The organism is Anaerocolumna sedimenticola, assembly GCF_009931695.1.
Classification (GTDB): Bacteria; Bacillota; Clostridia; order Lachnospirales; family Lachnospiraceae; genus Anaerocolumna; species Anaerocolumna sedimenticola.
Genome location: NZ_CP048000.1, coordinates 2,117,974 through 2,140,604, shown reverse-complemented (window position 1 = coordinate 2,140,604; position 22,631 = coordinate 2,117,974). Strand labels below are relative to the sequence as shown.

General features: G+C 37.7%; 21 protein-coding genes and 1 riboswitch. Of the genes, 1 reads left to right on the top strand and 20 read right to left on the bottom strand.

The features are described 5' to 3' along the window. Window positions 1-34 precede the first annotated feature (34 nt). The 18 genes from Ana3638_RS09450 to Ana3638_RS09365 all read right to left on the bottom strand — a co-directional run bounded on the left by Ana3638_RS09450 (window position 35) and on the right by Ana3638_RS09365 (window position 18,357). Window positions 35-265, bottom strand: a complete 231-nt coding sequence (locus tag Ana3638_RS09450) for a DUF1858 domain-containing protein (protein WP_161837803.1) — start codon at window positions 263-265, stop codon at window positions 35-37. Between the two features lie 104 nt (window positions 266-369). Beyond that, on the bottom strand, window positions 370-1,059 hold the full coding sequence (gene ric, locus Ana3638_RS09445) for an iron-sulfur cluster repair di-iron protein (protein WP_161837802.1): 690 nt from the start codon (window positions 1,057-1,059) through the stop codon (window positions 370-372). A 107-nt stretch (window positions 1,060-1,166) separates the two neighbouring features. After that, complete coding sequence (locus Ana3638_RS09440) at window positions 1,167-1,883, bottom strand: Crp/Fnr family transcriptional regulator (protein ID WP_161837801.1); 717 nt, start codon at window positions 1,881-1,883, stop codon at window positions 1,167-1,169. Window positions 1,884-2,116: 233 nt separating this feature from the next. Next, window positions 2,117-3,307 (bottom strand): anaerobic nitric oxide reductase flavorubredoxin, encoded by a 1,191-nt coding sequence (locus Ana3638_RS09435; protein WP_161837800.1) that lies wholly within the window; start codon window positions 3,305-3,307, stop codon window positions 2,117-2,119. 163 nt (window positions 3,308-3,470) lie between these two features. Then, the gene (rhaM, locus tag Ana3638_RS09430; RefSeq protein ID WP_161837799.1) at window positions 3,471-3,782 is read right to left on the bottom strand and encodes an L-rhamnose mutarotase; all 312 of its coding nucleotides are present in this window, start codon (window positions 3,780-3,782) and stop codon (window positions 3,471-3,473) included. A gap of 399 nt (window positions 3,783-4,181) precedes the next feature. Next, window positions 4,182-6,941 carry an aconitate hydratase AcnA gene (gene acnA, locus Ana3638_RS09425; RefSeq protein WP_161837798.1) on the bottom strand — a complete coding sequence of 920 codons (2,760 nt, stop codon included), beginning with the start codon at window positions 6,939-6,941 and terminating at the stop codon, window positions 4,182-4,184. A 109-nt stretch (window positions 6,942-7,050) separates the two neighbouring features. Beyond that, window positions 7,051-7,482, bottom strand: a complete 432-nt coding sequence (locus Ana3638_RS09420) for a flavodoxin (protein WP_161837797.1) — start codon at window positions 7,480-7,482, stop codon at window positions 7,051-7,053. A 53-nt stretch (window positions 7,483-7,535) separates the two neighbouring features. Next, the gene (locus Ana3638_RS09415) at window positions 7,536-7,820 is read right to left on the bottom strand and encodes a DUF2325 domain-containing protein (RefSeq protein ID WP_161837796.1); all 285 of its coding nucleotides are present in this window, start codon (window positions 7,818-7,820) and stop codon (window positions 7,536-7,538) included. 309 nt (window positions 7,821-8,129) lie between these two features. Then, window positions 8,130-9,185: a [FeFe] hydrogenase H-cluster radical SAM maturase HydE gene (gene hydE, locus Ana3638_RS09410; protein ID WP_161837795.1), complete on the bottom strand. Its 1,056-nt coding sequence runs from the start codon at window positions 9,183-9,185 to the stop codon at window positions 8,130-8,132. A gap of 483 nt (window positions 9,186-9,668) precedes the next feature. Then, window positions 9,669-10,343, bottom strand: a complete 675-nt coding sequence (locus Ana3638_RS09405) for an HAD family hydrolase (protein WP_161837794.1) — start codon at window positions 10,341-10,343, stop codon at window positions 9,669-9,671. 1 nt (window position 10,344) lies between these two features. Further along, a complete protein-coding gene (gene ribH / locus Ana3638_RS09400; RefSeq protein WP_161837793.1) occupies window positions 10,345-10,806 on the bottom strand; it encodes a 6,7-dimethyl-8-ribityllumazine synthase in 462 nt (153 codons plus the stop codon). Then, window positions 10,807-12,018 carry a bifunctional 3,4-dihydroxy-2-butanone-4-phosphate synthase/GTP cyclohydrolase II gene (locus Ana3638_RS09395; RefSeq protein WP_161837792.1) on the bottom strand — a complete coding sequence of 404 codons (1,212 nt, stop codon included), beginning with the start codon at window positions 12,016-12,018 and terminating at the stop codon, window positions 10,807-10,809. A 121-nt stretch (window positions 12,019-12,139) separates the two neighbouring features. Continuing rightward, window positions 12,140-12,787, bottom strand: coding sequence for a riboflavin synthase (locus Ana3638_RS09390; RefSeq protein WP_161837791.1), 648 nt, complete (start codon window positions 12,785-12,787; stop codon window positions 12,140-12,142). Between the two features lie 3 nt (window positions 12,788-12,790). Next, a complete protein-coding gene (gene ribD / locus Ana3638_RS09385; RefSeq protein ID WP_161837790.1) occupies window positions 12,791-13,891 on the bottom strand; it encodes a bifunctional diaminohydroxyphosphoribosylaminopyrimidine deaminase/5-amino-6-(5-phosphoribosylamino)uracil reductase RibD in 1,101 nt (366 codons plus the stop codon). 179 nt (window positions 13,892-14,070) lie between these two features. Then, window positions 14,071-14,184, bottom strand: a riboswitch (FMN riboswitch). A 298-nt stretch (window positions 14,185-14,482) separates the two neighbouring features. Beyond that, window positions 14,483-14,656 (bottom strand): hypothetical protein, encoded by a 174-nt coding sequence (locus Ana3638_RS09380; protein WP_161837789.1) that lies wholly within the window; start codon window positions 14,654-14,656, stop codon window positions 14,483-14,485. 474 nt (window positions 14,657-15,130) lie between these two features. Then, window positions 15,131-16,495, bottom strand: coding sequence for an MATE family efflux transporter (locus Ana3638_RS09375; RefSeq protein ID WP_161837788.1), 1,365 nt, complete (start codon window positions 16,493-16,495; stop codon window positions 15,131-15,133). Next, a complete protein-coding gene (locus tag Ana3638_RS09370; RefSeq protein WP_161837787.1) occupies window positions 16,479-17,876 on the bottom strand; it encodes an MATE family efflux transporter in 1,398 nt (465 codons plus the stop codon). The genes Ana3638_RS09375 and Ana3638_RS09370 overlap by 17 nt, the downstream gene beginning before the upstream one ends. Before the next feature lies 1 nt (window position 17,877). Then, a complete protein-coding gene (locus tag Ana3638_RS09365; protein WP_161837786.1) occupies window positions 17,878-18,357 on the bottom strand; it encodes a MarR family winged helix-turn-helix transcriptional regulator in 480 nt (159 codons plus the stop codon). Window positions 18,358-18,709: 352 nt separating this feature from the next. On the opposite strand from Ana3638_RS09365, the gene Ana3638_RS09360 reads away from it, so the two are divergent. Continuing rightward, complete coding sequence (locus Ana3638_RS09360; protein WP_161837785.1) at window positions 18,710-19,468, top strand: YfjL-like protein; 759 nt, start codon at window positions 18,710-18,712, stop codon at window positions 19,466-19,468. Between the two features lie 125 nt (window positions 19,469-19,593). On the opposite strand, the gene Ana3638_RS09355 is transcribed toward Ana3638_RS09360, so the two are convergent. Then, entirely contained in the window at window positions 19,594-21,900 is a 2,307-nt protein-coding gene (locus Ana3638_RS09355; RefSeq protein WP_161837784.1) for a sensor histidine kinase, read from the bottom strand. After that, window positions 21,875-22,576, bottom strand: coding sequence for a response regulator transcription factor (locus Ana3638_RS09350; RefSeq protein ID WP_161837783.1), 702 nt, complete (start codon window positions 22,574-22,576; stop codon window positions 21,875-21,877). The genes Ana3638_RS09355 and Ana3638_RS09350 overlap by 26 nt, the downstream gene beginning before the upstream one ends. Between the last annotated feature and the right edge of the window lie 55 nt (window positions 22,577-22,631).

The window sequence follows — 22,631 nt, the reverse complement described above, 5'->3', positions numbered from 1 at the left end:
AATTTTATTGAATCAAAGCGAAGAAATCATGTTATTAATCCCTGATTTCATATCCATGTTCTTTAAATATCTGTTTTATTGTATCCAAATTCATTTTTTTCATTACTGCACCTTTAGGAATAGTCATAAATCTTCCTGCTGTGTTTAACATTCCGGGTTTCATAATATCCGTAAATCCCGCTTCTGCTAAAATACCGGCCACTTCAGAATCTTCCCGGCATAATTCATAAACCGTTTTATTTAAATAAATCACCTTTTCTGTCATCAAGCTTTTTCCTTTCTATGATTAAGGCTGGCCCCTCCTGCCAACTAATAGCAGTCAGTACTTCTTAGTGTCGTTACAGTTTGGCCTTGGAGTCAAATAATAACTTAACGTCTTACATATTGCTTCAGTAAAATATTATTCTCCAGATGGATATGCTGATGGAGATCCTGCTCTAATTCAATTAGCAGGGAATAAGCCTTACGGTAAGTTTTACATGCATCTTCCGGTAAATGATAATCCATGGATACATTACGTAGTTCCCTTAGAATTTCACCGGCTGCCTCGTGTTCCGTCACAATTTCTTCGGTCAGTGACAACACTTCCTTTTCATTCTCCAAAGCCTGATCAAGAGCTGGAAATAATAATGTTTCTTCTTTTAATAAATGCTGCTCCAAATCGGTTTTTAATTTTCCGAATAGTTTATAAACTTCATATAATTCCCTATGATTTTTACCATGTACTCTTACAATTGTATTTAATAAATCAGATACTTCCGGTAAAGCTTTTCTCAAATAACTATGATGGGTATCTTCGATATAAGTGGATAATACAGCCGGGCTCATTTCATTAAAATTATTTCCCTGACTGCTATAATCTTTTTGCCTGTCAGCCAAAACCTGCCCTATCTTTTCATAAACTTTTGTTTCATCAATCCCCTGATTCTTAATAACTTCCAACAGAGGCCTATGACCGCCGCAGCAATAATCAATTCCAAATTCGTCTAAAACTTTAGTTGCCCCAGGTATTGCAGCTACCACATCACCGATACTTATATTTTTATCCATATAATTCATATTCATTCCTCCTAAAATATTTGTTTTTGGTAACTATTCAGTTACGTTTTTTGTTATACTTAACTATAACCTGTTTCAGGCAAGAATTCCGTGATTTAAATCAAACTTTATAAATCTGCTGTTTCTTTTAAAAAAGTTACATTTAAGATTAGTATGGATTTATTGCTTACTGATCGAATGATTCCTTCCTCTTCCATTTGGCTGAGTTTGCGGCTGACTGTTTCCCTGGCTACCCCCAAATAATTTGCCATACCCTCCCGGCTTAAGGGTAAGCGAATCAGTATCCCCTCCGTGACAGCTTTTCCATATTTCTCAGAGAAGTCAATTAACAGGGAACTGATTCTTGCATCCACACTTCGAACACCCATACTTTGCAGGCTGTTTTCTAATCTTGACATACGGCTGCCAAGTTCTTCAATTATTTTTATGGCAATATCGGGATGTTTAAATAATAATTCCTGTAATTGGGATTTTGTAAGTGTGCATGCTTTTAAAGTTGACAATGTTTCTACCGTAAAAGCTGCCGTCTGATTACTTAGTAAATATTGTTCTCCGAAAAAGTCTCCTTCTGAAAAGATATATAAAATTTGTTCCCGCCCATCCAGCGTATATTTATATGCCTTTGCACTGCCTTCGTTAATAATAACGATAGTATCCAGTTTATCACCTATATTAAAGATGGATTCTCCTTTTTTGTAATCCTTATGTTCAATTTTCTCTGATATTTTAACCAGATCTTCATGGTTAAGGCTGTTAAAGATAGGAACTTTATGAATACATAATTTATTTGAGCAAAACATGCATTGATTTGATTCTGCCGGCATAAAAAACTCCTTTCAAACTTGATGATAATAGGTAATTGCGAAACTATATAGTTTTCCGAATATACCATAGTGGAGTTTCGCAATTACCTATTGATGATCGTTCGTTTTATGTTCGCATATAGTATTAGTGCATGAATGAACTTTTACATAAGAAACTCCAAATTTAAATGAGAGTTAGTCTGCAAAATAGGGCACTCATGCACATTTTGTAAGATAAGCTTAGATTATGAATTTTATTTAATATGTCCTACAAACTGTCTGCCGTATTCGGTACAATTGGCTAACTCCTTCTCATCCGGTACCCACAGGGAGCGGTGGCCTTCATCTGCAAGTTTAAAACCACATTTGCCAAGTTCGTCGGTTAACTGTTTAACAACTTCCCCGCTCCAGCCATAACTGCCAAATGCTGCTGCGCTTTTTTTCTTAAACTTGAGGCCTTTTACCATCTCTAAAAGTCCTCCGATGGAATGTAAATAACCGTTGTTGACGGTAGGGGAACCAACCAGGATAGCTTTTGAACGGAATATTTCTGTAATAATATCATTTTTATCTTCTTTTGCGGAATTTAACAGTTTTACTGTGACGGAGTTATCTGCCTGGCGGATACCGTCTGCAATGGCCTCTGCCATTTTTCTTGTGGCATTCCACATAGTATCATAAATAATTGTAATCTGGTTTTCCTGATAAGCATCCGCCCATCTTATATATTGATCCACTATCTGGAGAGGATCTTTTTTCCATATGATACCATGACTTGGACAAATCATAGTTACCGGCAGGTTAAAACTTAAAATTTCGTCTATTTTCTTGGTTACTAAAGAACTGAAAGGTGTTAATATATTTGCATAGTATTTTAGTGCTTCCTCATATAATTCAGAATTATCTACCATATCGTTATAAAGCGATTCCGTAGCATAATGCTGTCCGAATGCATCATTACTGAATAAAATATTTTCACCCGTCATATAAGTAAACATAGTGTCCGGCCAATGCAGCATCGGAGCTTCAATAAAGATCAGTTTGCTTTCACCTATATCTAATGTCTCACCGGTTTTTACCGTTACAAAATTCCAGTCTTTATGATAATGAGCCTTTAATAACTGAGCACCTTTAGCAGTGCAATAAACAGGAGTATCCGGTATTTCCCTTAACAGTTCCGGAAGCGCGCCGCTATGGTCTACTTCACCATGGTTGGCAATAATATAATCAATTTCATTTAAATCAATTTCCTCTTTTAAACGGGTAACAAATTCCTTATCATATGGCTGCCATACAGTATCAATTAAAACAGTTTTTTTATCACGTATTAAATAGGCATTATAAGAGGAGCCTTTCCGTGTGGAGTACTCATGTCCATGAAAATTTTTCAATTCCCAATCAACTTTACCAACCCAAGTTACTTTATCTGTTAATTTCTTCATCATAATATTTACCTCCAGAATGATTTCTTTATTTGCTTATAGTATACCAATTTCGAATTATCTAAACTATGATACAAATCACATTTTGAAAATAAACACTATATCCATGCATGGCACAATAACCTTAACAGAAATGTTTTTTATTTCACACTATTCCCAGCTGTGTTTAATCCAGATGAAATACTAACTGTAAATCCTCAGTTACGGGGCTGTTATCCGGATTAGTTTCCATAATATCAGCCATATAATCCCACCACTGTCTGTTAATAGCGGTATCTGCCGCCTGTGCCCATAACTCTTCATCCAGTATTTCAATATATCCAAACAGCGTATTGGTTTCTCTGTCCAGAAAAATTGAATAATTCTTCCCGCCATAGGCATGAATCATATCAATCATCTCAGGCCATAATTCATTATGGCGTTTAATATATTCTTGTTCCATTCCTTCATACAATTTCATTTTAAATCCTTTAATCATATTAATACCCTTTTTGCATCTATCGTAAGATGCAGACCGCCACAAATAAATAGATTGAAAGAATAAACTGTGGCTAACCTTTCTTTATATTTTCTTTCAATCTTCCCGTTTTGATGCCGCTTTTCGGCATCGCTAATAGAAACCCTTGAGAAATATGATAATAAAGCCTCTCTGGCTTTATTATCATATTTCCAAAGAAACTGCAAAGCAGTTTCTTTTACATCTTTGGTACCCTTTTATCTATATATAATTATACTCATTTACTAACTTAAATGAAAGCCTTAAAGCAAAGAGTTTCGCAAATTCCTTACCTTAAAAACAGCAAGCTGTTGTAAATTCACTTCGTCTTAATTTAAGACCTAAGTCAAGTAAATTAACTATTTACAACAGCTCACTGTATTATATAATTTTTAATTTCTTTCTTAAAACCATAGGCAGAATCCCGCCGTTACGGTAATATTCCAAATCTATTTTAGAATCAAAACGAACCTTTACTTTAAAGTCTATCATTCTACCATCTGATTTTGCGGTTACTGTAATTATATCATTGGGTTTTACCTTGTCTGTAAGATGGATCGTTATAATTTCTTCACCGTTCAAACCCAGGGTTTGGGCCGACTCCTTTTCCATAAATTGCAGGGGCAGGATTCCCATCATAACAAGATTTGAGCGGTGGATCCGTTCAAAACTTTCTGCAATGACTGTTTTAATTCCTAGAAGGCTGGGACCTTTGGCTGCCCAATCCCTGGAGGAACCCATTCCATAATCTTTTCCGGCAATCACAACAAGTCCGGTGTTATCCTCCTGATATTTCATACAGGCTTCATAAATCGTTTTGACTTCTTTTGTTGGCCAGTACATTGTATAACCACCCTCCGTCTCCGGCGCTAGTTTGTTACGGATACGGATGTTGGCAAATGTTCCCCTCATCATAACTTCGTGGTTACCCCGCCTTGCACCGTAGGTATTAAAGTCTTTATAACCGACTCCATGTTCAGTTAAATAATGTCCTGCAGGTGTATCTTTACCAATGGCTCCTGCCGGCGAAATATGATCGGTAGTAATGGAATCTCCAAATAAACCAACGATACGCAGGTTCTTTAATTCGGTAATCTCCCTGGAACTATGAGAGATATTTTGAAAATACGCAGGATTCTGAATATATGTGGATGAATCCTTAAATGGATAAAGGGGACCTGCATCTGCTTTAATGGAATTCCACATAACATTACTTCCATATACTTTTTCATACTCCTTTTGAAACAACTCCGCTTTAACATGTTCTCCCATAGCAGCATGGATTTCCTGAGAAGACGGCCATATATCTTTTAAATAAACCGGCTGGTTTTTCTGGTCTGTTCCAATTGGCTCGTTTACTAAATCTATATTCATGGTTCCTGCCAATGCATATGCCACCACCAGTATTGGCGAAGCCAGATAATTCGCTTTTACTAAGGGGTGAATACGTCCCTCAAAATTACGGTTACCGGATAATATGGAAGTTACCAACAGGTTATTCTTTCGTATTGCATCTTCGATTTCCGGTAAAAGCGGGCCAGAATTACCGATACAGGTAGCACAACCATATCCAACCACATGGAATCTAAGCCGATCCAGATATTCTTGTAATCCTGAATTACTTAAATAATCCGATACTACTCTGGAACCGGGTGCAAATGAGGTTTTTACATGAGGAGGTACGCTTAAACCTTTTCGTACTGCCTTCTTGGCTAATAACCCCGCCCCGAACATAACATAAGGATTGGAGGTATTGGTACAGGAGGTAATCGACGCTATTACCAGGGAACCGGTTTTAAGCACTGCATCTCCTCCGTCCTGCAATCTAAACCGGACTTGTTTCTTACGTTCCTCTTCTCCTAAACCCAAACCACGGTTTCCCAAAGGTAAGGATAGGGAATTAAGGAATTCCTCTTTCATTTTATCAAGAGGAATAAGATCCTGAGGGCGTTTTGGACCGGATAGGCCTGGTTTGACATGGGATAAATCAATTTCGATAATTTCGTTGTAACTGGGCTCCTGTTCACCCTCATGATAAAACATTTGGTTATTAACGAAATAAGCTTTTATTAATTGCGTTTGTTCTTCTGTGCGTCCGGTTAGTAAAAGGTATTTAAGCGTCTCCCCATCCACCGGGAAAAATCCGCAGGTAGCACCATATTCCGGTGCCATATTAGCTATAGTTGCCCGGTCAGCTAAAGACAGATGTTTGATACCCTCGCCGAAAAATTCGATGAATTTATTTACCACACCTCTTTGACGCAGCAGTTTCGTAACCTGTAAAGCCAGATCCGTAGCCGTTATTCCCTCGGATAATCTGCCGGTAAATCTCACTCCTATGACTTCAGGTACGGAGAAAAATGAAGGCTGGCCTAACATAGCTGCTTCCGCTTCTATGCCTCCCACACCCCAGCCCAATATACCCAATGCATTTATCATGGTTGTGTGGGAATCCGTTCCTACCAATGTGTCCGGATACAGAAGCGTTTTCCCGCCATCCGTCTTTTTCATGACTACCTGAGCCAAATATTCCAGGTTTACCTGATGAATGATACCGGTGGCAGGTGGAACTACTTTAAGGTTATAAAATGCTTTGGAAGCCCAGTTAAGGAATTCATACCGTTCTAAATTTCTTTCGAACTCCAATTTCATATTCTTCTCTAATGAACCAGGTGAACCATAGAAATCAACCTGTACCGAATGATCGATAACCAGATCTACGGAAATTTCCGGATTAATTTGATTCATTAATTCCATGTCCACAGGTCTTTCTGCTGTCTTATGGTTATTTTCTTCCTTTAATTCCTGACTGAATCTTACTATAGCTTCTCTCATGGACGCCAGGTCTACGATAGCAGGAACACCTGTAAAATCCTGCAAAATAACACGGGATGGCTTAAATGGAATCTCTTCTGCTTCCTTATCTGTTTTTGTCCAGTTAACTAAAGCATTGATATGTTCCCTTGTTATTACACTGTTATCATATTGCCTTAATACGGCTTCTAATAAAATGCGGATACTGTAGGGTAAACGGTTAATATCATAACTTTCTTTCATCAATGCTGCGATATTGTAATAATAGTAAGTATGCCCGGCGTAATCAAAGCTTTGTAAATATTTATCCTTATTCATCCATTCCATAAGAACTCCTCCGTTTCCATAATTGTTTTTATAGATATTAATATTATTATTAATTCTGGCAAGGGGTGAATTTGCTTTGATTATTGGCAATTTTCTTTTCTATTATTCATTATAAAAAGGTCAGGTTTTTCCCCAGCTGATAACACTTATCCAGGGTTTCTTCATCCGGTTCACCAAGAACGGTAACACCTGTTCCGTTTACTATTTCTGCTCCTGCCCTAATGAATCTTGCTGCCCAATCAGACATCCATTCACAATCTCCCCAACCGTACGAACCAAATAAACCAATTTTTTTTCCTTGTGCAAACTTTTCAACTTCGGCTACAAAAGGTTCCATATATTCTTCCTCCAGTTCTTCTGCCCCCATGGGTGGGCATCCCAGAGCAAATACAGGTACCTCTTTTAGCACTTCCGCTTTTAATTTTGAAACTTCAATAACCTCTGCTTCTCTCCCTTCCGAAATGACACCTTCGCCAATCATTTTCGCCATCTTTTCTGTATTACCTGTTCCACTCCAATATACTATATATATCTTATTCATAAGAATCCTCCTTAAGTTTAAAAGTAACCGGGTGCTCCCGAAGAAATAAAATGTTATACCGCGCAATATTCCAATAATATGTCTTTTAATGCGCAGGCACTGCTGCTGTGGCTTCTTTCAATAATTGTATCATCTTTTTCCACCGCCTGAAGGGCAGAAACAACCATTTTATGAGAAACGGTATTGGTAAATAAAATAAGCAGATCCGGTTTTCCTACCATGGTTTTAAAGTTGGCGGGCATATGTGTAAATACCTTAGCCTTACACTTATGCTGTTTGCAAATCTCTTTATATGTACAGACCATTCTGTCATGTCCTCCGACTATTACGATGCTCATCTTTCACCTCCGGGTAATTGCAACTGATTTTCATTATCATTATGTGATTATAGAGTAACATACTCCCATTTATTTTGGCAAGTATTTTTAATGATAAAAATTATTGTTTTCCCGTTTAAAATTTACAAGAAAGAGTCTGGCTTGGTTCGGCGAACTTTTCTATAAACCGGAAGAGACACGTTTTGGGAGTTTCTTCGGTTCGCGTGCGGGTTGGAATTATTGCAAGCAAGCTTGCCAATTCTCACTTTGCTTTCGCGGAAAATAAAAAAGCTGTTGCAAAATTTTAAAGTAATGCAACAACTTTTTTTATTATCCCTCTATAGGTACAAAATCACCTCTGGCACTGATAATTTCATAACCAACTTTTTTCATCCTGTTTTGCAGACAGACTTTACATTCAGCAGCTTCATCTCCGGTGCAGATTTTATTATCATAAAGTTCATATTTTTTACGAACGGTTACAGGGGACAAATTTGGCATAACCACGTTAGCACCGGATAAAACACCCTTTTCTCTTCCCAGCGGATGAATTGTACCAAGAGCGGTAGTTGCAGGTATTAAAGCATTCGGTACCATTAAGCGTAATATACTGATTAAATACAGCGTAAGTTCCATGGAACCTTTCTCCATATCTGCAAACGGTGTATCATGATGGGGCAGATATGGTCCGATGCCTATCATTGCAGGGGATAATTCCTTAATAAAAAGCAAATCTTCAGCCAGGTATTCCGCGGTCTGATAGGGAGACCCAACCATAAAACCGGTACCTACCTGATATCCGATGTCCTTTAAATTCCTAAGGCATTGTTTCCGGTTTTCCAAACTTAAAGAATCCGGATGAAGTTTCCCATAATGCTCCTGGTTGGCTGTCTCATGACGTAACAGGTATCGGTCTGCTCCTGCCTTAAAGTAAGCTAAATAAGACTCGTAGCTCTTTTCTCCAATGGACAGAGTGATGGCACAGTCAGGGTAACCCGCTTTTATCGTTGATATAATATCAGCCAGCTCATCATCGGAATATCGTAAATCTTCTCCGCCCTGCAGCACAAAAGTACGGAATCCCAGCTCATATCCCTGTTTGCAGCACTGTAGTATATCTTCTTTGGTCAATCTGTACCGGGTAACTTTCGTATTACTTTTACGGATCCCGCAATAATAACAGTCGTTTTTACAATAATTTGTAAATTCAATTAAACCTCTGGTATAAATTTTGTTATCAAAATATTGTAATGCGTTTTTAACTGCTTTTTGTCTGATATACTCTGCATCTTCATCGGTAAATCCGGTAAGAAGTTCAATAAATTCTTCCTTGGTTAATGTTTTTTGTAATTCTAAGGTGTCAATTAGTTTTTTCTTATCAGGCATCTTTATTACTCGCTTTCTTTTAAGGTAAAAGGATATGAATGTGCTTTCGCGGAAACCGGAAGAAACACGCTTTGAGAGTTTCTTCGGTTCGCGTGCGCGTTCGAATTATTGCAAGCAAGCTTGCTAATTCTCACTTTGCGTTCGCGGAAATAAAAAATCCCTGCGCCCTATAAAGAGGCACAAGGATAAAAGCAAAACCTAATTATTCAGTCACCCGGGAAATTCGCAGAATTTCGAGTTAATCAGTGCAAAATATGCATGTGCATCGGTTCGCCAGAACCGCTGTGACTGAATAGCCACAAAACGGGATATTACGTATACCAGTTTTGTGTACTCTATACTCTCGCCTTTTCACTTGGGACATACCCTTGTGCTCAGCACGAACTATTTTATTAATTATTATATATTTATTATACACCTGTAAGGTTTTGAAGTAAATACTAATTCTTATATGCTGGCTACTCAGTGACTTTTTACAGCAGATTAAAAAATACCGGTTAGTTCCCTGATATCATCAATTAAAATATCCGCTTCCTCCAGTTCGGTTGCACGTGCATAACCAAACCGACATCCTATTGTATAAATTCCGTTTTTGACACCGGCATCCATATCCTGTTTTCTGTCACCTACGATAACCATTTTTTCCGGGTAAAGATTTTTTATATTACTAATGATTTCGGACTTAGGATTATAATTATATTCTTCCGAACATAGGAACGTATCAAAATATCGATCCAGTTGAAATAATTTCTTATGACTCTCCATGTAATAGACATTACAGTTACTGATAAAAATCAGATGAAAACCGGTATTTTTTAAATATGACAGGACATCAAAAGCTCCTTCATATAATACAGGTTTTCCCTGTTCAATCAGTTCTTTCATTTCGCTGCCAATTATATTACTGCAATATTGCTGTAATTCACTGCTAAGATCCGGCCGGAAACTCTTCCACATCTCTTTTGCATTATACCCCAGCCAATAACTGATTTCTTTATCTGACCATTCTTTATCCTCAGCCAGGCCTTCGTTTACAAGATAAACATAAGCCTTTTTAAATGCCAGGGAATAAATTTTTAAACTATCATGCAAGGTACCGTCATAATCAAAAAATATAGTCCTTATATCCCCTGTGGGTATCTTTTTATTAATTTCCATATTAAAGCTGTTTTAAGAGATTTGCCATCTCTATGGCTGTTATGGCTGCATCATAGCCTTTATTACCTGCTTTGGTACCAGCTCTTTCGATTGCCTGCTCTATATTATCCGTGGTAAGGACTCCGAATATTACCGGAATCTCCGTTTCTAATGTTACATGGGCAATTCCTTTGGAAACTTCATTGGATACATAATCAAAATGAGGTGTTGCACCCCGGATAACGGCTCCAAGGCAGATTACTCCGCTATATTTCTGTGATTTTGCCATCTTTTTAGCCGTTAAGGGTATTTCAAAAGCACCCGGTACCCAGGTAATATCGATATCATTTTCATCAACGCCATGTCTTTTCAAGGCATCGATTGCACCGCTTACTAATTTACTGCTGATGAACTCATTAAATCTACCTGCAATTATTCCAAATTTTAATCCTTGTGCAATTAAATTTCCTTCGATTGTTCTCATCTATTGTTCCTCCTTAAAATTTAACATATGTCCCATTTTTATTTTTTTGGTTCTTAAATAGTACTCATTTCTTTCATTGTGATTCATCTGTATGGGTTTTCTGTTGACTATTTCAATTCCATAACCTGACAACCCTTTGATTTTTCGTGGATTATTGGTAAGCAGTATTACTTTCTTCGCTCCCAGATCCGCTAATATCTGGGCTCCAATCCCATAATCCCTCATATCTTCCGGAAAGCCCAATGCCAGATTTGCTTCCACAGTATCCATACCTTGATCCTGCAGGGCGTAGGCTCTTATTTTATTTATTAATCCGATTCCCCGGCCTTCCTGACGCATATACAAAAGGATTCCCCGGCCTTCCTCTTCAATTCTTCTTAAAGCCTCCGCAAGCTGCTCCCCGCAGTCACACCGCAGGGAACCGAAAGCATCTCCCGTAAGGCACTCTGAATGAACCCTTACTAAAACCGGATCTCCGTCATTTATATCGCCTTTTACCAAAGCTACATGGTGTTCTCCGTTTAAGTTATTTTCATATCCTATCATTCTGAACTCACCGTATTTAGTAGGAAGTTTTGCTTCTGCAGCCCTTTTTATAAAAATCTCAGTTTTACGGCGGTAGTAGATTAAATCTGCTATGGTTATGATTTTTAATCCATGTTTAGAAGCGAATTCCATAAGTTCCGGCACTCTGGCCATCGTACCATCCTCATTCATAATCTCACAAATTACACCCGCCGGATATAATCCTGCTAAAACAGACAGATCAACTGCTGCTTCCGTATGTCCCGCACGTTTTAGTACCCCTCCTTTTTTTGCTTCCAGTGGAAAAACATGCCCTGGCCTTTTAAAATCCTCTTCTTTTACTTGTTCATCCACAATTTTTTTTATGGTCATTGCTCTTTCCTGTGCAGAGATACCGGTTGTAGTTTCTTTGGCATCAATGGATACGGTAAATGCTGTCTGGTGTGATTCGGTGTTATTTGAAACCATTAACTGAAGATTAAGTTCCTGTAATCTTTCTTCGTTTACCGGCATACAAATTAATCCTCTTCCGTATTTAGCCATAAAATTAATGGCTTCCGGTCTTACTTTCTCTGCTGCCATTAACAGATCACCCTCATTTTCCCTGTCTTCATCATCTACGACAATAATCATTTTACCATCTTTAATATCTTCTATCGCTTCTTCAATAGTATTAAATTTATACATATTTAACCTCCTTCTAAAGTCAATCTTATCTGTGTACTAGCTTAATTTAAAAATAAAGGTAATCTAAACCTATATACTTTTCTTTATTTTCTTTGAATACTTACTTCATATTAATTTATCATTAGATAAAACCGGTTTGACTTAAGAATTCCATATCAATTCCCGTTTTCTTCTCCTGTTCCTTTTTAAAGAGTAATTTTTCAATATATTTACCAATCATATCGCATTCAATATTAACCCGGTCACCAATCTTTTTATTAATCAGCGTTGTCAGATCCCTGGTATGGGGAATTATGGACACTCTAAATATTGTATCATCGATATACGCCACTGTTAAACTGACACCATCTATGGATACCGATCCCTTAAAAATAATATATTTCATGATTTCCGGTTCCGCATTTATGGTCACCCAAACTGCGTTATCCTCTTTTTCATATTTAGTTATTGTTCCCATGCCGTCAATGTGTCCGCTGACAATGTGTCCACCCATTCGATCCCCTGCTCTTAAAGCCCTTTCTAAATTAACTCTGTCACCTGGCGAGAGAAGATGAAGATTGCTCTTTCTCATGGTCTCAGCCATAACATCAACGGTAAAACTGTCAAAACTATGTTCTGTAACCGTTAAACATACTCCATTCGTACTAATACTGTCTCCGGAATTTACATCCTCCAGTATATTGCCTGCTTTGATTCTTAATTTTGCAGATTTTACTGATTTGATTATGTTCTGAATTTCACCGATTTCTTCTATTAGGCCGGTAAACATGGATTATCCCTCCTTGTCTAAATATCCTTCTATCATAATGTCCTGTCCAAATGTAACGGTTTTAATATCTTTAAGGTGAACTGCATCTTTCATAAACTTGATTCCCACACCGCCCACAGGAGTTTTAGCATCCCTCCCGCCAATAATTTTAGGTGCAATAAAGAGGTTTATTTTATCTACTATGTTTTCCTTTATAGCAGAATAATTCAACTCACTGCCTCCCTCCAGCAAAACACTGTCAATATCCCTGTCTCCCAATGCTTTCATTAAATACTTTAGGTCAACTTTTGTTTCCGCTATAGGAGTTACAATGATTTCCGCTCCCTTTTTCTCAAGTTCCTTAAGCTTTTCGTCTTTAGCCAGGGTGGTTGTAGCGATAATAGTTTTTGCCCGGGATTTAAGGTTTAATACCGTTGAAGTCACTGGAATTCTTGCACTGCTGTCAACTATTATCCTGACAGGATCCCTGCCATCTCCATTTATAAGGCGTGTATTTAAGAAAGGATCGTCTTTCATAACTGTCCCTGCTCCGACCATAACGGCCGACATCCTATTCCTTAGCTTATGAACATATTGTCTGGATTCATTATTGGTTATCCATTTGGAATCCCCGGTTACCGAAGCGATTTTCCCATCCAGAGTCATAGCAGATTTTAATAAACAGAAAGGTAACTTCGTCGTGATATACTTGATGAATATTTCATTTAACTTTCTGCTTTCCTCTTGCAATACTCCGGTTATAACTTCAATATTATTTTCCCTTAATAATTTAATTCCTCTGCCGGAAACTTCGGGATTGGGGTCTTCCATAGCTATTACAACCTTTTTAATTCCATTATGCACAATGGCCTCTGCACAGGGCGGAGTTTTTCCGTAATGGGAACACGGTTCAAGACTGACATACATGGTCGCTCCGGTCACATCTTCTGTTGCATTTTTAAAAGCGTTTATTTCCGCATGTGGTCCTCCGAAAAACTCATGATAACCCTCTCCGATTATATTACCCTCTTTGACTATAACAGCTCCCACAAGCGGATTCGGATTCGTATATCCAATACCATTTTCCGCTAATTCTAAAGCTTTTTTCATAAATTTAATTTCCATATACATGCACCTCAGAGTTATTGTTGCCAATTCTTGATAAACCAATCAATTTCAAAGAACTTTCCTTTTAAACAAAAAAATAAAGCCCTGAATCAATCAGGGCTTATAAAGCATTCTTATATAGGAATTCTATGTCAGATTATTTACCGTTATACTTATATAATCATAAATAGAATCTATGGAATCTTCTTTCATCCAGACTTTACTGTCGGCTTCGGAGTTTCACCGAATCTGCCAAATGGCTCGCGGGCTATACCGCCGGTAGGGAATTACACCCTGCCCTGAAGATTTATTCAGTTTTTATTTTTATTAAATATATCATTTCAATTATTGTTTGTCAATAATTAATTGTAATACCCATAAAAGCACACGCTTCTTAATCGTTCTGCATAAATTATTATATAAAGCTGAAAGGGGTATTTTATTGCAGGACGATCAATTTTATCAAGATAAATTTCAAAACTTCCAGAATTCTAACAGTGAGCAGACGGCTTTTCCTGATATGACATTTATGCAGCAACCAGGGGAAACCGGACGCCCGCCAAGAAGAGATGAAAACCAAAGAGAGGACAGAGGTCCCGGAAGAGGTAATCAACCTCCGTTTGCACCCCCATTTACACCATCACGGCCACCTGGAACACCACAACGGCCACCGTTTACACCTCCACGACCGCCTGTCACACCTCCACGGCCGCCTGTTACACCTCCACGACCGCCTGTCACACCTCCACGGCCGCCTGTTACACCTCCACGGCCGCCTGTCACACCTCCACGGCCGCCTGTTACGCCTCCACGGCCGCCTGTTACACCTCCGCGGCCAATACCACCGACAGGTGGACAGCCGCAGCCTCCCAGGTCGGCACCGCCAACATTTTCACCACGTATTCCATCTAGTCAAACCGGTCCAAGAGGTCTTAGAAATTGTTTATTCAGGAATACTTTTATCTGGCTGAACAATGGTAACAGTTTTTGGTTCTTTCCGACATTTGTTGGCCGTCAGGCGGTATTGGGATTCCGTTGGAGAGGATTTGCCTGGACTTTCGAAAGAATTAATTTAAACCGTATCTGGGCCTTTCAATGTTTCTAATTTATTATTAAGCGTGTATGCTCGTATCTGGGCAAGCTAACTTGCATCTGCTAGCTTTTGCTTTCCCTGAGATTAAAGGGAATACCGTAAAACCGGAAGAAACTTTACAGTTTCTCCGGTTTGCGAGCATACTCGGCAGAATACTTTCAAGATTACCCTCTTGTTACATTACGTACCCATTTAAAGGATTTATAACGCAGGGTAGTAAGAGGAATCTTTATAATTTCATCACTCATAATAATCATGTAAACAATTGGAATCGGTAATTTCCAAACAAAAGCCGCCAGGGCCCCAAAAAGGATGGAGCATCCCCAAAGAGTTGAAAAATCTAATATCAAACCAAATTTTGTATCACCGCCGGCTCTGAATACACCAACTACCATAGTGGTATTATAAGCCTGCCCGATTGCAAAATAGGACATAACAAACATCATTATCTTTAAGTATTCTTTCGCCTCCGTACTTAAAGTTAACTGACTCTGGGCTATTCCTGATACCCCTAATATAACGCCTGCCCCGATGACTCCGACAATCAGTGTTAAGCGGATAAAACGTTTTGCATATACCTTCGCCAGTTCCTCTTTCTGTTCCCCAATAGCTTTACCGAGAATGATAGCAGTTGCGTTGGCAAGACCAAAGGCAACTACCATTGCAAGCTGTCTGGTAACCTGGGTCACGGAATTAGCGGCAACTACCGGACTTCCCAAATGCCCTATAATGGCGGCATTCGTCGAGGTACCTGCTCCCCAGATCAATTCGTTTAACATAACCGGAAATGCGAACGTAAGAAAATCCTTCATAAGAATCTTATCCTTAATGAATAAATTTTTAATATGGAACTTAATTTCTCTGTTTATCTTTGTGGAATAAATCACAACTATCACAAATTCCACAATTCTTGAAACTAAAGTTGCAATGGCAGCTCCCCTGATACCCATAGGTTCAATACCAAATAAACCAAAAATAAGGATGGATGCCAAAATTACATTAACTATTAAAGATACCAGATATACTACTGTAGATACTACAACACGTTCCACACTTCGCATAATATTTAAGTAAATCATGGTTATGGAAACAAATATATAGGAAATGCTTATAATTTTCAAATAATGTACACCCTCATTTAATACCGTCTCTTCTGAAGTAAATAACCCCATAATTGGTGCCGGAAACAGAAGCACCGCCAACGTAAATATAACTGCTACCACCAAAGCAAACCGCATAGTAATTCCAAGCACTTTTTCTATGGTAAGGATATCTTTTTTTCCCCAATACTGAGCCGTTAATACCGCCGCTCCAGAGGTCAATCCAAAGAAAATCAGTGTCATAATAAATTGCACCTGGCCTGCTAAAGATGCGCCTGACAAAGCGGTTTCACTTACCTTTCCCAGCATTATTACGTCGATGGAAGTTACTCCAACATTAATAAGATTTTGCAGTGTCATTGGCAGAACCAATGAAAAAACTAATTTATAAAAAGCCCTTTTCTCATCTCTGTCATTTACATAAGTCATATGTATTCTCCTTTAAAATATTTGCTAATCCTCTTTCCATTACAAAAAACCTGTGAACTCTCACATAATACATAACCATTAGTAAAAATTCAGCTCCGGTCCAGGCTGCAACTTCAGCGAAATAGACGCCCCAATCGCCAATTAGTTTCGGAAGTATAAGTATAATTAAAACACGCATACACAATTCAACAATACCGGATATCATAGGGGTTATGGTGTCCCCCATACCCTGTAGGGCAGACCGGTACAGATGCAGCAGATATAAGATAAATAATAGAGCCGCCATAATGCTTAAATAACGGTATGCTATTTTTATAACCTCAGTTGTTTCCTCTTTGGTTCCGGATATAAATAATCCAAGTATATGCCGGCCAAATACCAACATAATAATTGAGATGATTCCGGAGGTAATAACAGCCATAATAATTCCGCTTCTCATCCCTTCCCTGATTCTCCTTATCTTCCCTGCGCCAAGATTCTGTCCGGTAAAGGTAGCTGCTGCAAAACCAAAAGAAGTTGCTGCAATCTCTAATAAACCATATAATTTATTGGTTGCTGTAAATCCTGCAACAAATATAAAACCAAATCCATTAATTACATATTGGACCACTAATCCTCCCACTGCAATAATACCATTCTGAAAGGAGGATGGAATACCAAGAGCTATTAATTTTTTTATAACCGAGAAGTCCAGTTCCCAATCTTTTTTACTCATCTTTAAATAAGAATTTCTATGTATAACCTGATAACAAAAGATACAGGAACAAATCTGGGCAATCAAAGTGGCCGTGGCAGCGCCTGCAATGCCCCATTGAAATCCCATTACAAATAAACAATCCAACAGTATATTAACAGCTGATGCTATTATCATTGAAATCAAGGGAGTTTTACCGTCTCCTAATGCCCTTAAGATAGAGGCTAACGTGTTATAAGCCATGATAACAGGTACTCCCAGATAAGCAATGCGTAAAAAGATTAAAGATCCGCTTAATATATTTTCCGGTGTATGTAAAAACTCCAAAACCGGCCGTGCTAATAGCTGACTTATTATCAACATAAAAACAGCAATTACGGCAGCCAGTTTTACGGACATTCCAACTGCTTTTTTTAGTCCCTCATTATCACGGGCACCAAATCTCTGCGCTATCAGTATGGAAAATCCTTGAGTGAATCCGACAATCATTCCCAGTACCATCCAATTAGGCCATTCCGCGGCCCCAAGAGATGCCAGGGCCTCAACACCCACAACCTGCCCCACTACAATGGTATCTACCAGAGTATAAGTCTGTTGAAATATATTACCTATCATTAGCGGTAATGCAAAACCTAAGATGAGGCGGGATGGTTTGCCCACCGTCATGTCCCTTATCGTATCCGCCATTTTATGAAACCTCACCTTTCGAGTCAATATGCATGGAAACACGAAGTGCCCTGGTTAAGTTTTCATTAATTCGAGTGAAATCCTCCCTATCCTTTGGCTTTATAGATTTAAATGCTTCCGATTCTGCCTGTGTTAAATCATTTATCATATCCAATGTAAACTTATATCCTTTTTCCGTGAGATAAATTTCATAATTCCGTTTATCTTCTTCCGACTGTTTTTTTCCTGCTATGCTTTTATTTATTAAACCTTGTATTATACTGGATACCGTCTGTTTGGGATAAAATAAAGATTCGCAGATATATCGCTGGGTACAGCCGGAAGGATGCTCTAATATTGCTCTGAGAACAAACATAGCTGAACTGGTAAGATCATAACGTTTTGCAAACTCCGTATATAATCTTTCTACTAAAATCCACTGGTTATACCAGCTCTCTATCTGTTCCGGTATATTGGTAATATTTTCATTTTCATATTCCATATTCAGCTCCTTTTAAGTTTAGTAAAATTAGTCCGATATAGGACAAAATAACATTTTTTAAACAAAAAGTCAATGAGAAACAGTTAACAAAATATAGATACATTGTGGTATAATTTGAGTTATCACCTTTACTTCGGAAATAGATAATGACGGCGTATTATTTCTCAGCTTCAGTTGTTTAGGGCAAAATTCAGCTCTGAAATTATATTAATTGCATGGTAGATAAACACTATACTCTAGTTTTGCAATTACCTGAGTGAAAAATAAATCAGAAAGGAAGCTATAGACAATTTTTCTGTCTTATTTTGCGGCAGCACCGCAGAATATTTATGGTACTAAGGTATTACGAACTATGAAAAAGAAAACATTACTTAAATCACTCACAGCCATAGCAGCATTTTCAATTATTTTCTTCTTATTTTACATATACAATGGATTTATGGGTAATCCGATATCTGCTGAGATTGCCAATTCTAAAATGAAAGCATATATAAATAAAACTTACCCGGACCTTGACCTGACAGTTTCCGAAACGAAATATAACTTTAAGAATTCAGGTTATTTTTCCAAAGTACAGTCTAAAAAAAGCCAGGACACACAATTTACGGTAAGCTGTAGTAAGGGCAGGGTTACGGATGATTATGAGTATGAAGTTGCCAATAAATTTACAACCTACCGCCGTCTGTGTGACCTTTTTAATAAGGATGTGGAAGATATCTTAAACAAGGAATTTCCTTATCCTACCACAATAGTGATTGCAGACTATGGCAAAGGTGAATTTGATTTAAACAAGCTTATACTGGATATGCCCTATGATATTACAAATCCACCGGTGCCTGCGTCTTTAACCGTCTACTGTTCCAGTGACAAGTTCACCTATGAAGTCTTAAGCAAACGGCTTCTGGAGCTGGATGCTATTATGAAAAAACACAATATTCCCATCACTACCTATTCTTTAACACTGGAAGCTTATGAAACTGTGGATAAACCGGCTGATCATAGACTGTATTTAATAGATTTCCCAGCTGATAAAATTAACAGTACGGATTTAGTAAATGAGATAAAAAAACATCAGACAGAATGGGAGCAGGATCCTGCCCACCAAAAGTAAGCCGGTAAGGCTTTCCTCTTTCTTCCTAAGCACACATAAAATATGGGATTATATTTCGTACGGATTATCTGCGAAATACAACCCCATATTCTTCACACTAATGTAACATTACCATTTCAATTTTCTTATTTCTTCCATATAATAACTGCTTTGAATAAATCTCCGTCCAAATGAATCTTAAATTTGCCTCCCTGTACTTCTACAAAGTTTTTCACAATAGCAAGGCCAAGTCCGGAACCTTCCGTATTTCGTGATTTATCTCCCCGTACAAAACGTTCGGTGATATCCTGGGAATTAAAATCCAACTCTGACGCTGAGATATTCTTTAAGGTTACGGTAACTTCTTTCCCTGATGACTGTATTTCTATATATGCCCTGGTATGGGGCATTGCATATTTGGTTATATTAAGCATCAGATTTTCAAAGATACGGAATGTTTTGTCACTGTCTAACTTTAATATTACTTTTTCCTCTGGTAAAAGAAAACGAAATTCCACTTCAGACTGTTCAATCTTTTCCGATAATTCGAATTGTACCTGCTTTATTAAAGATACTAAATCCATATCCACTAAATTCAGGACAACGTTATTACTGGAGGCTTTACTGATTTCAAACAGATCTTCTATCAGGCTTTTTAACCGTAATGATTTCTTATCCAGGGTTTCAATATAAGAAGCTCTTTCCTCTTCCGTAATATTCCTTTCTTTTAATAAATTAACGTAAGTGATAATAGCCGTCAGAGGAGTTTTTAAATCATGGGAAACATTTGTTATCAAATCTGTTTTCATTTTCTGGCTTTTCATTTCTTGTTCCACAGCCTTTTTAAAGCCAAATTGTACTTTAGCCAGTTCTTCTTTTAAGGGGTTAAATACTCCCAAATCCTCCTCTATGGAAACCTCCAGATTACCCTCTGCCATACTGCTGGTAGCATTAAGCAGCTTTGCATATTTTGCTTTAATGTCCGTTACAATCTTTCTCATGACAAAAAATAAGATTATGGTATAAGGAATCAGAACTGCAATACCCAAAAACCAGATGCTGCATAATAACGTAAGAATAATAAAATTAACTGCCAGTATCTTAAAAATCGCCTTATTGGAAGAGTCGGTCAAATCGATATCAGAAAGATATGCGATTAATCTTTTTCCATTACGTTTTATCCATACCAGAAGGATTCCGGTCAAAGTTCTTTCTTTAAAATAAGACTTTAATCCTAAGGAAAACACATTACGTACGGATAATACAACACTAAATAAGATCATAAAAATTAACAGAAAGATAAGGAAATTAGCTCCGTAATCCATAATTCTCTGCATCCAGTAGGGGAAGATGGTATACTCTGAAAAATCTAAGTAGTGGTCAGATATCGTTTCATAAGCCACACTGGACAAGTCCCTATATATTCCAAACACGAAACATATTCCTAAAAAACCAATCTCCAATGGTACTTTTCCAACCAGGCTTTTCTCTAATCCAAAGGATTTCTTAAATGGAAGCAAGAGTGCCAGTAAGGTTACCAGGATTAAGGAAATGGCATAGACATACAGAAATCCTCCATTTCTGAAAGACCAGATCTGTCTCCACTGGTTATCATAATTTACTCCTCCCGGATAATAAAACTCCTTATCTTTGGAGGCATATATAATCGTTACATCTGCAGGAGATTTTATCTGATTGAAATATTGATACCGGGAACTGTTATATAATTCATTACTGAATAATTCTTTAGTTAATTCCAGGGTTTTAAAACTGTCTTTCCGGCTTTCCTCCAGGCCGTATAACTCCGGTATCTCCAAGCTTCCGTCTTCTTTATACCGGAAAACTCCATAAAAAGGATATAAAGCTTTTATTTTCTGTGCCTCTTCCGAATTTTCCTGAAGTATATTCAAATTAGTCACTGTATTAGTCAAGGTCTTTCCGGTTTTATTGTCTATAATATAATACTCTAAACTATAACTGGCTAAACTATTGTCAAAAAAAGAATTATGCCAGTTTTGTAATATACTGTTTATATTTTGAACAAATTCTTTATCATAATAGTTATTGTCAAACTCTCCCTCGACCTGAGTACTTGTCTGATTTGCATATTCCTCGCTGTATTCTGTATTTTTCGGCTGTACCCAGTTTATTGAGCCGGGTATAAGCACTTCTCCCGGGGTCAAAACATTACCTTTTACCTGCTCCATGGTATCCCAATACAGACAATAATTCCCCCGGTATAAATCTTTTAAAAATTCTTCTTGATAAGAATTCTCCATCCCTGATTTGATTTTTTTATCTTCCTCGTTTGACCTATCCATAATAGAATTCGCATTTTGCAATATAATCGGATAGGAAGCAATCACACCGATGGAGATTGCGGTTAGCAGCAATAAGCTGATAAATATACCCAATACTTTTGATAAATCATTGTTTTTCAATTTTGTATCCAACACCCCACACCACCTTCAAATATTTTGGATTTTTCGGATTTATTTCAATTTTTTCTCTAATATTTCTAATATGAACCATAATCGTGTCCGTACCAACTGCCCTTTCGTTCCATACTTTTTCATAAATTTCTTCAGCAGAAAAAACCCTGCCCGGATTTTTAATCAGTAAAGCTAAAATTTTAAATTCCAGGGGAGTTAACTTAACCTGGGTTTGGTCTACCATAACCTGTATAGTATTTTCATTTAACTCAAGACCGCCGATTAGGTAGACATTATCCTCTTTTTTTTCTTCCAGTACATTTAGATACTTAGCGTAACGCCTTAAATGGGAATTAACTCTGGCAAGAAGTTCCATGGGGGTAAACGGTTTTGTCACATAATCATCCGCTCCGATATTAAGTCCTGTAACCTTGTCGATTTCCTCGGATTTAGCAGTCAGCATAATAACAGGAAATTCATACTTCTCCCTTAACTTTAAGGTCATGGTAATCCCATCCATTCTTGGCATCATGATATCCACAATTGCAAGGTGTATCTCTTCCTTTTCGATAATATCAAGTCCCTCTACTCCGTTGGATGCCTTAAAAACGGTGTATCCCTGATTCTTTAAGTAGATGCTGACACCCTCTAATATCTCCTTATCGTCTTCCACTACTAATACATGACTCGACTCCATGTTAACCTCCCTCTATCACATGAACTATACGTAATTTCTATTTGGTAAAACTTTT

Excerpts from the sequence above, each read along its gene's own strand:
- rhaM (WP_161837799.1), bottom strand. The coding sequence starts at position 3,782 with ATGATTAAAGGATTTAAAATGAAATTGTATGAAGGAATGGAACAAGAA.
- Ana3638_RS09350 (WP_161837783.1), bottom strand. The coding sequence starts at position 22,576 with ATGGAGTCGAGTCATGTATTAGTAGTGGAAGACGATAAGGAGATATTA.
- acnA (WP_161837798.1), bottom strand. The coding sequence starts at position 6,941 with ATGGAATGGATGAATAAGGATAAATATTTACAAAGCTTTGATTACGCC.
- Ana3638_RS09360 (WP_161837785.1), top strand. The coding sequence starts at position 18,710 with ATGAAAAAGAAAACATTACTTAAATCACTCACAGCCATAGCAGCATTT.
- Ana3638_RS09395 (WP_161837792.1), bottom strand. The coding sequence starts at position 12,018 with ATGTATAAATTTAATACTATTGAAGAAGCGATAGAAGATATTAAAGAT.
- Ana3638_RS09435 (WP_161837800.1), bottom strand. The coding sequence starts at position 3,307 with ATGATGAAGAAATTAACAGATAAAGTAACTTGGGTTGGTAAAGTTGAT.
- ric (WP_161837802.1), bottom strand. The coding sequence starts at position 1,059 with ATGAATTATATGGATAAAAATATAAGTATCGGTGATGTGGTAGCTGCA.
- Ana3638_RS09420 (WP_161837797.1), bottom strand. The coding sequence starts at position 7,482 with ATGAATAAGATATATATAGTATATTGGAGTGGAACAGGTAATACAGAA.
- Ana3638_RS09405 (WP_161837794.1), bottom strand. The coding sequence starts at position 10,343 with ATGGAAATTAATAAAAAGATACCCACAGGGGATATAAGGACTATATTT.
- ribH (WP_161837793.1), bottom strand. The coding sequence starts at position 10,806 with ATGAGAACAATCGAAGGAAATTTAATTGCACAAGGATTAAAATTTGGA.
- Ana3638_RS09450 (WP_161837803.1), bottom strand. The coding sequence starts at position 265 with ATGACAGAAAAGGTGATTTATTTAAATAAAACGGTTTATGAATTATGC.
- Ana3638_RS09370 (WP_161837787.1), bottom strand. The coding sequence starts at position 17,876 with ATGGCGGATACGATAAGGGACATGACGGTGGGCAAACCATCCCGCCTC.
- Ana3638_RS09365 (WP_161837786.1), bottom strand. The coding sequence starts at position 18,357 with ATGGAATATGAAAATGAAAATATTACCAATATACCGGAACAGATAGAG.
- ribD (WP_161837790.1), bottom strand. The coding sequence starts at position 13,891 with ATGGAAATTAAATTTATGAAAAAAGCTTTAGAATTAGCGGAAAATGGT.
- Ana3638_RS09375 (WP_161837788.1), bottom strand. The coding sequence starts at position 16,495 with ATGACTTATGTAAATGACAGAGATGAGAAAAGGGCTTTTTATAAATTA.
- Ana3638_RS09390 (WP_161837791.1), bottom strand. The coding sequence starts at position 12,787 with ATGTTTACCGGCCTAATAGAAGAAATCGGTGAAATTCAGAACATAATC.
- hydE (WP_161837795.1), bottom strand. The coding sequence starts at position 9,185 with ATGCCTGATAAGAAAAAACTAATTGACACCTTAGAATTACAAAAAACA.
- Ana3638_RS09415 (WP_161837796.1), bottom strand. The coding sequence starts at position 7,820 with ATGAGCATCGTAATAGTCGGAGGACATGACAGAATGGTCTGTACATAT.
- Ana3638_RS09440 (WP_161837801.1), bottom strand. The coding sequence starts at position 1,883 with ATGCCGGCAGAATCAAATCAATGCATGTTTTGCTCAAATAAATTATGT.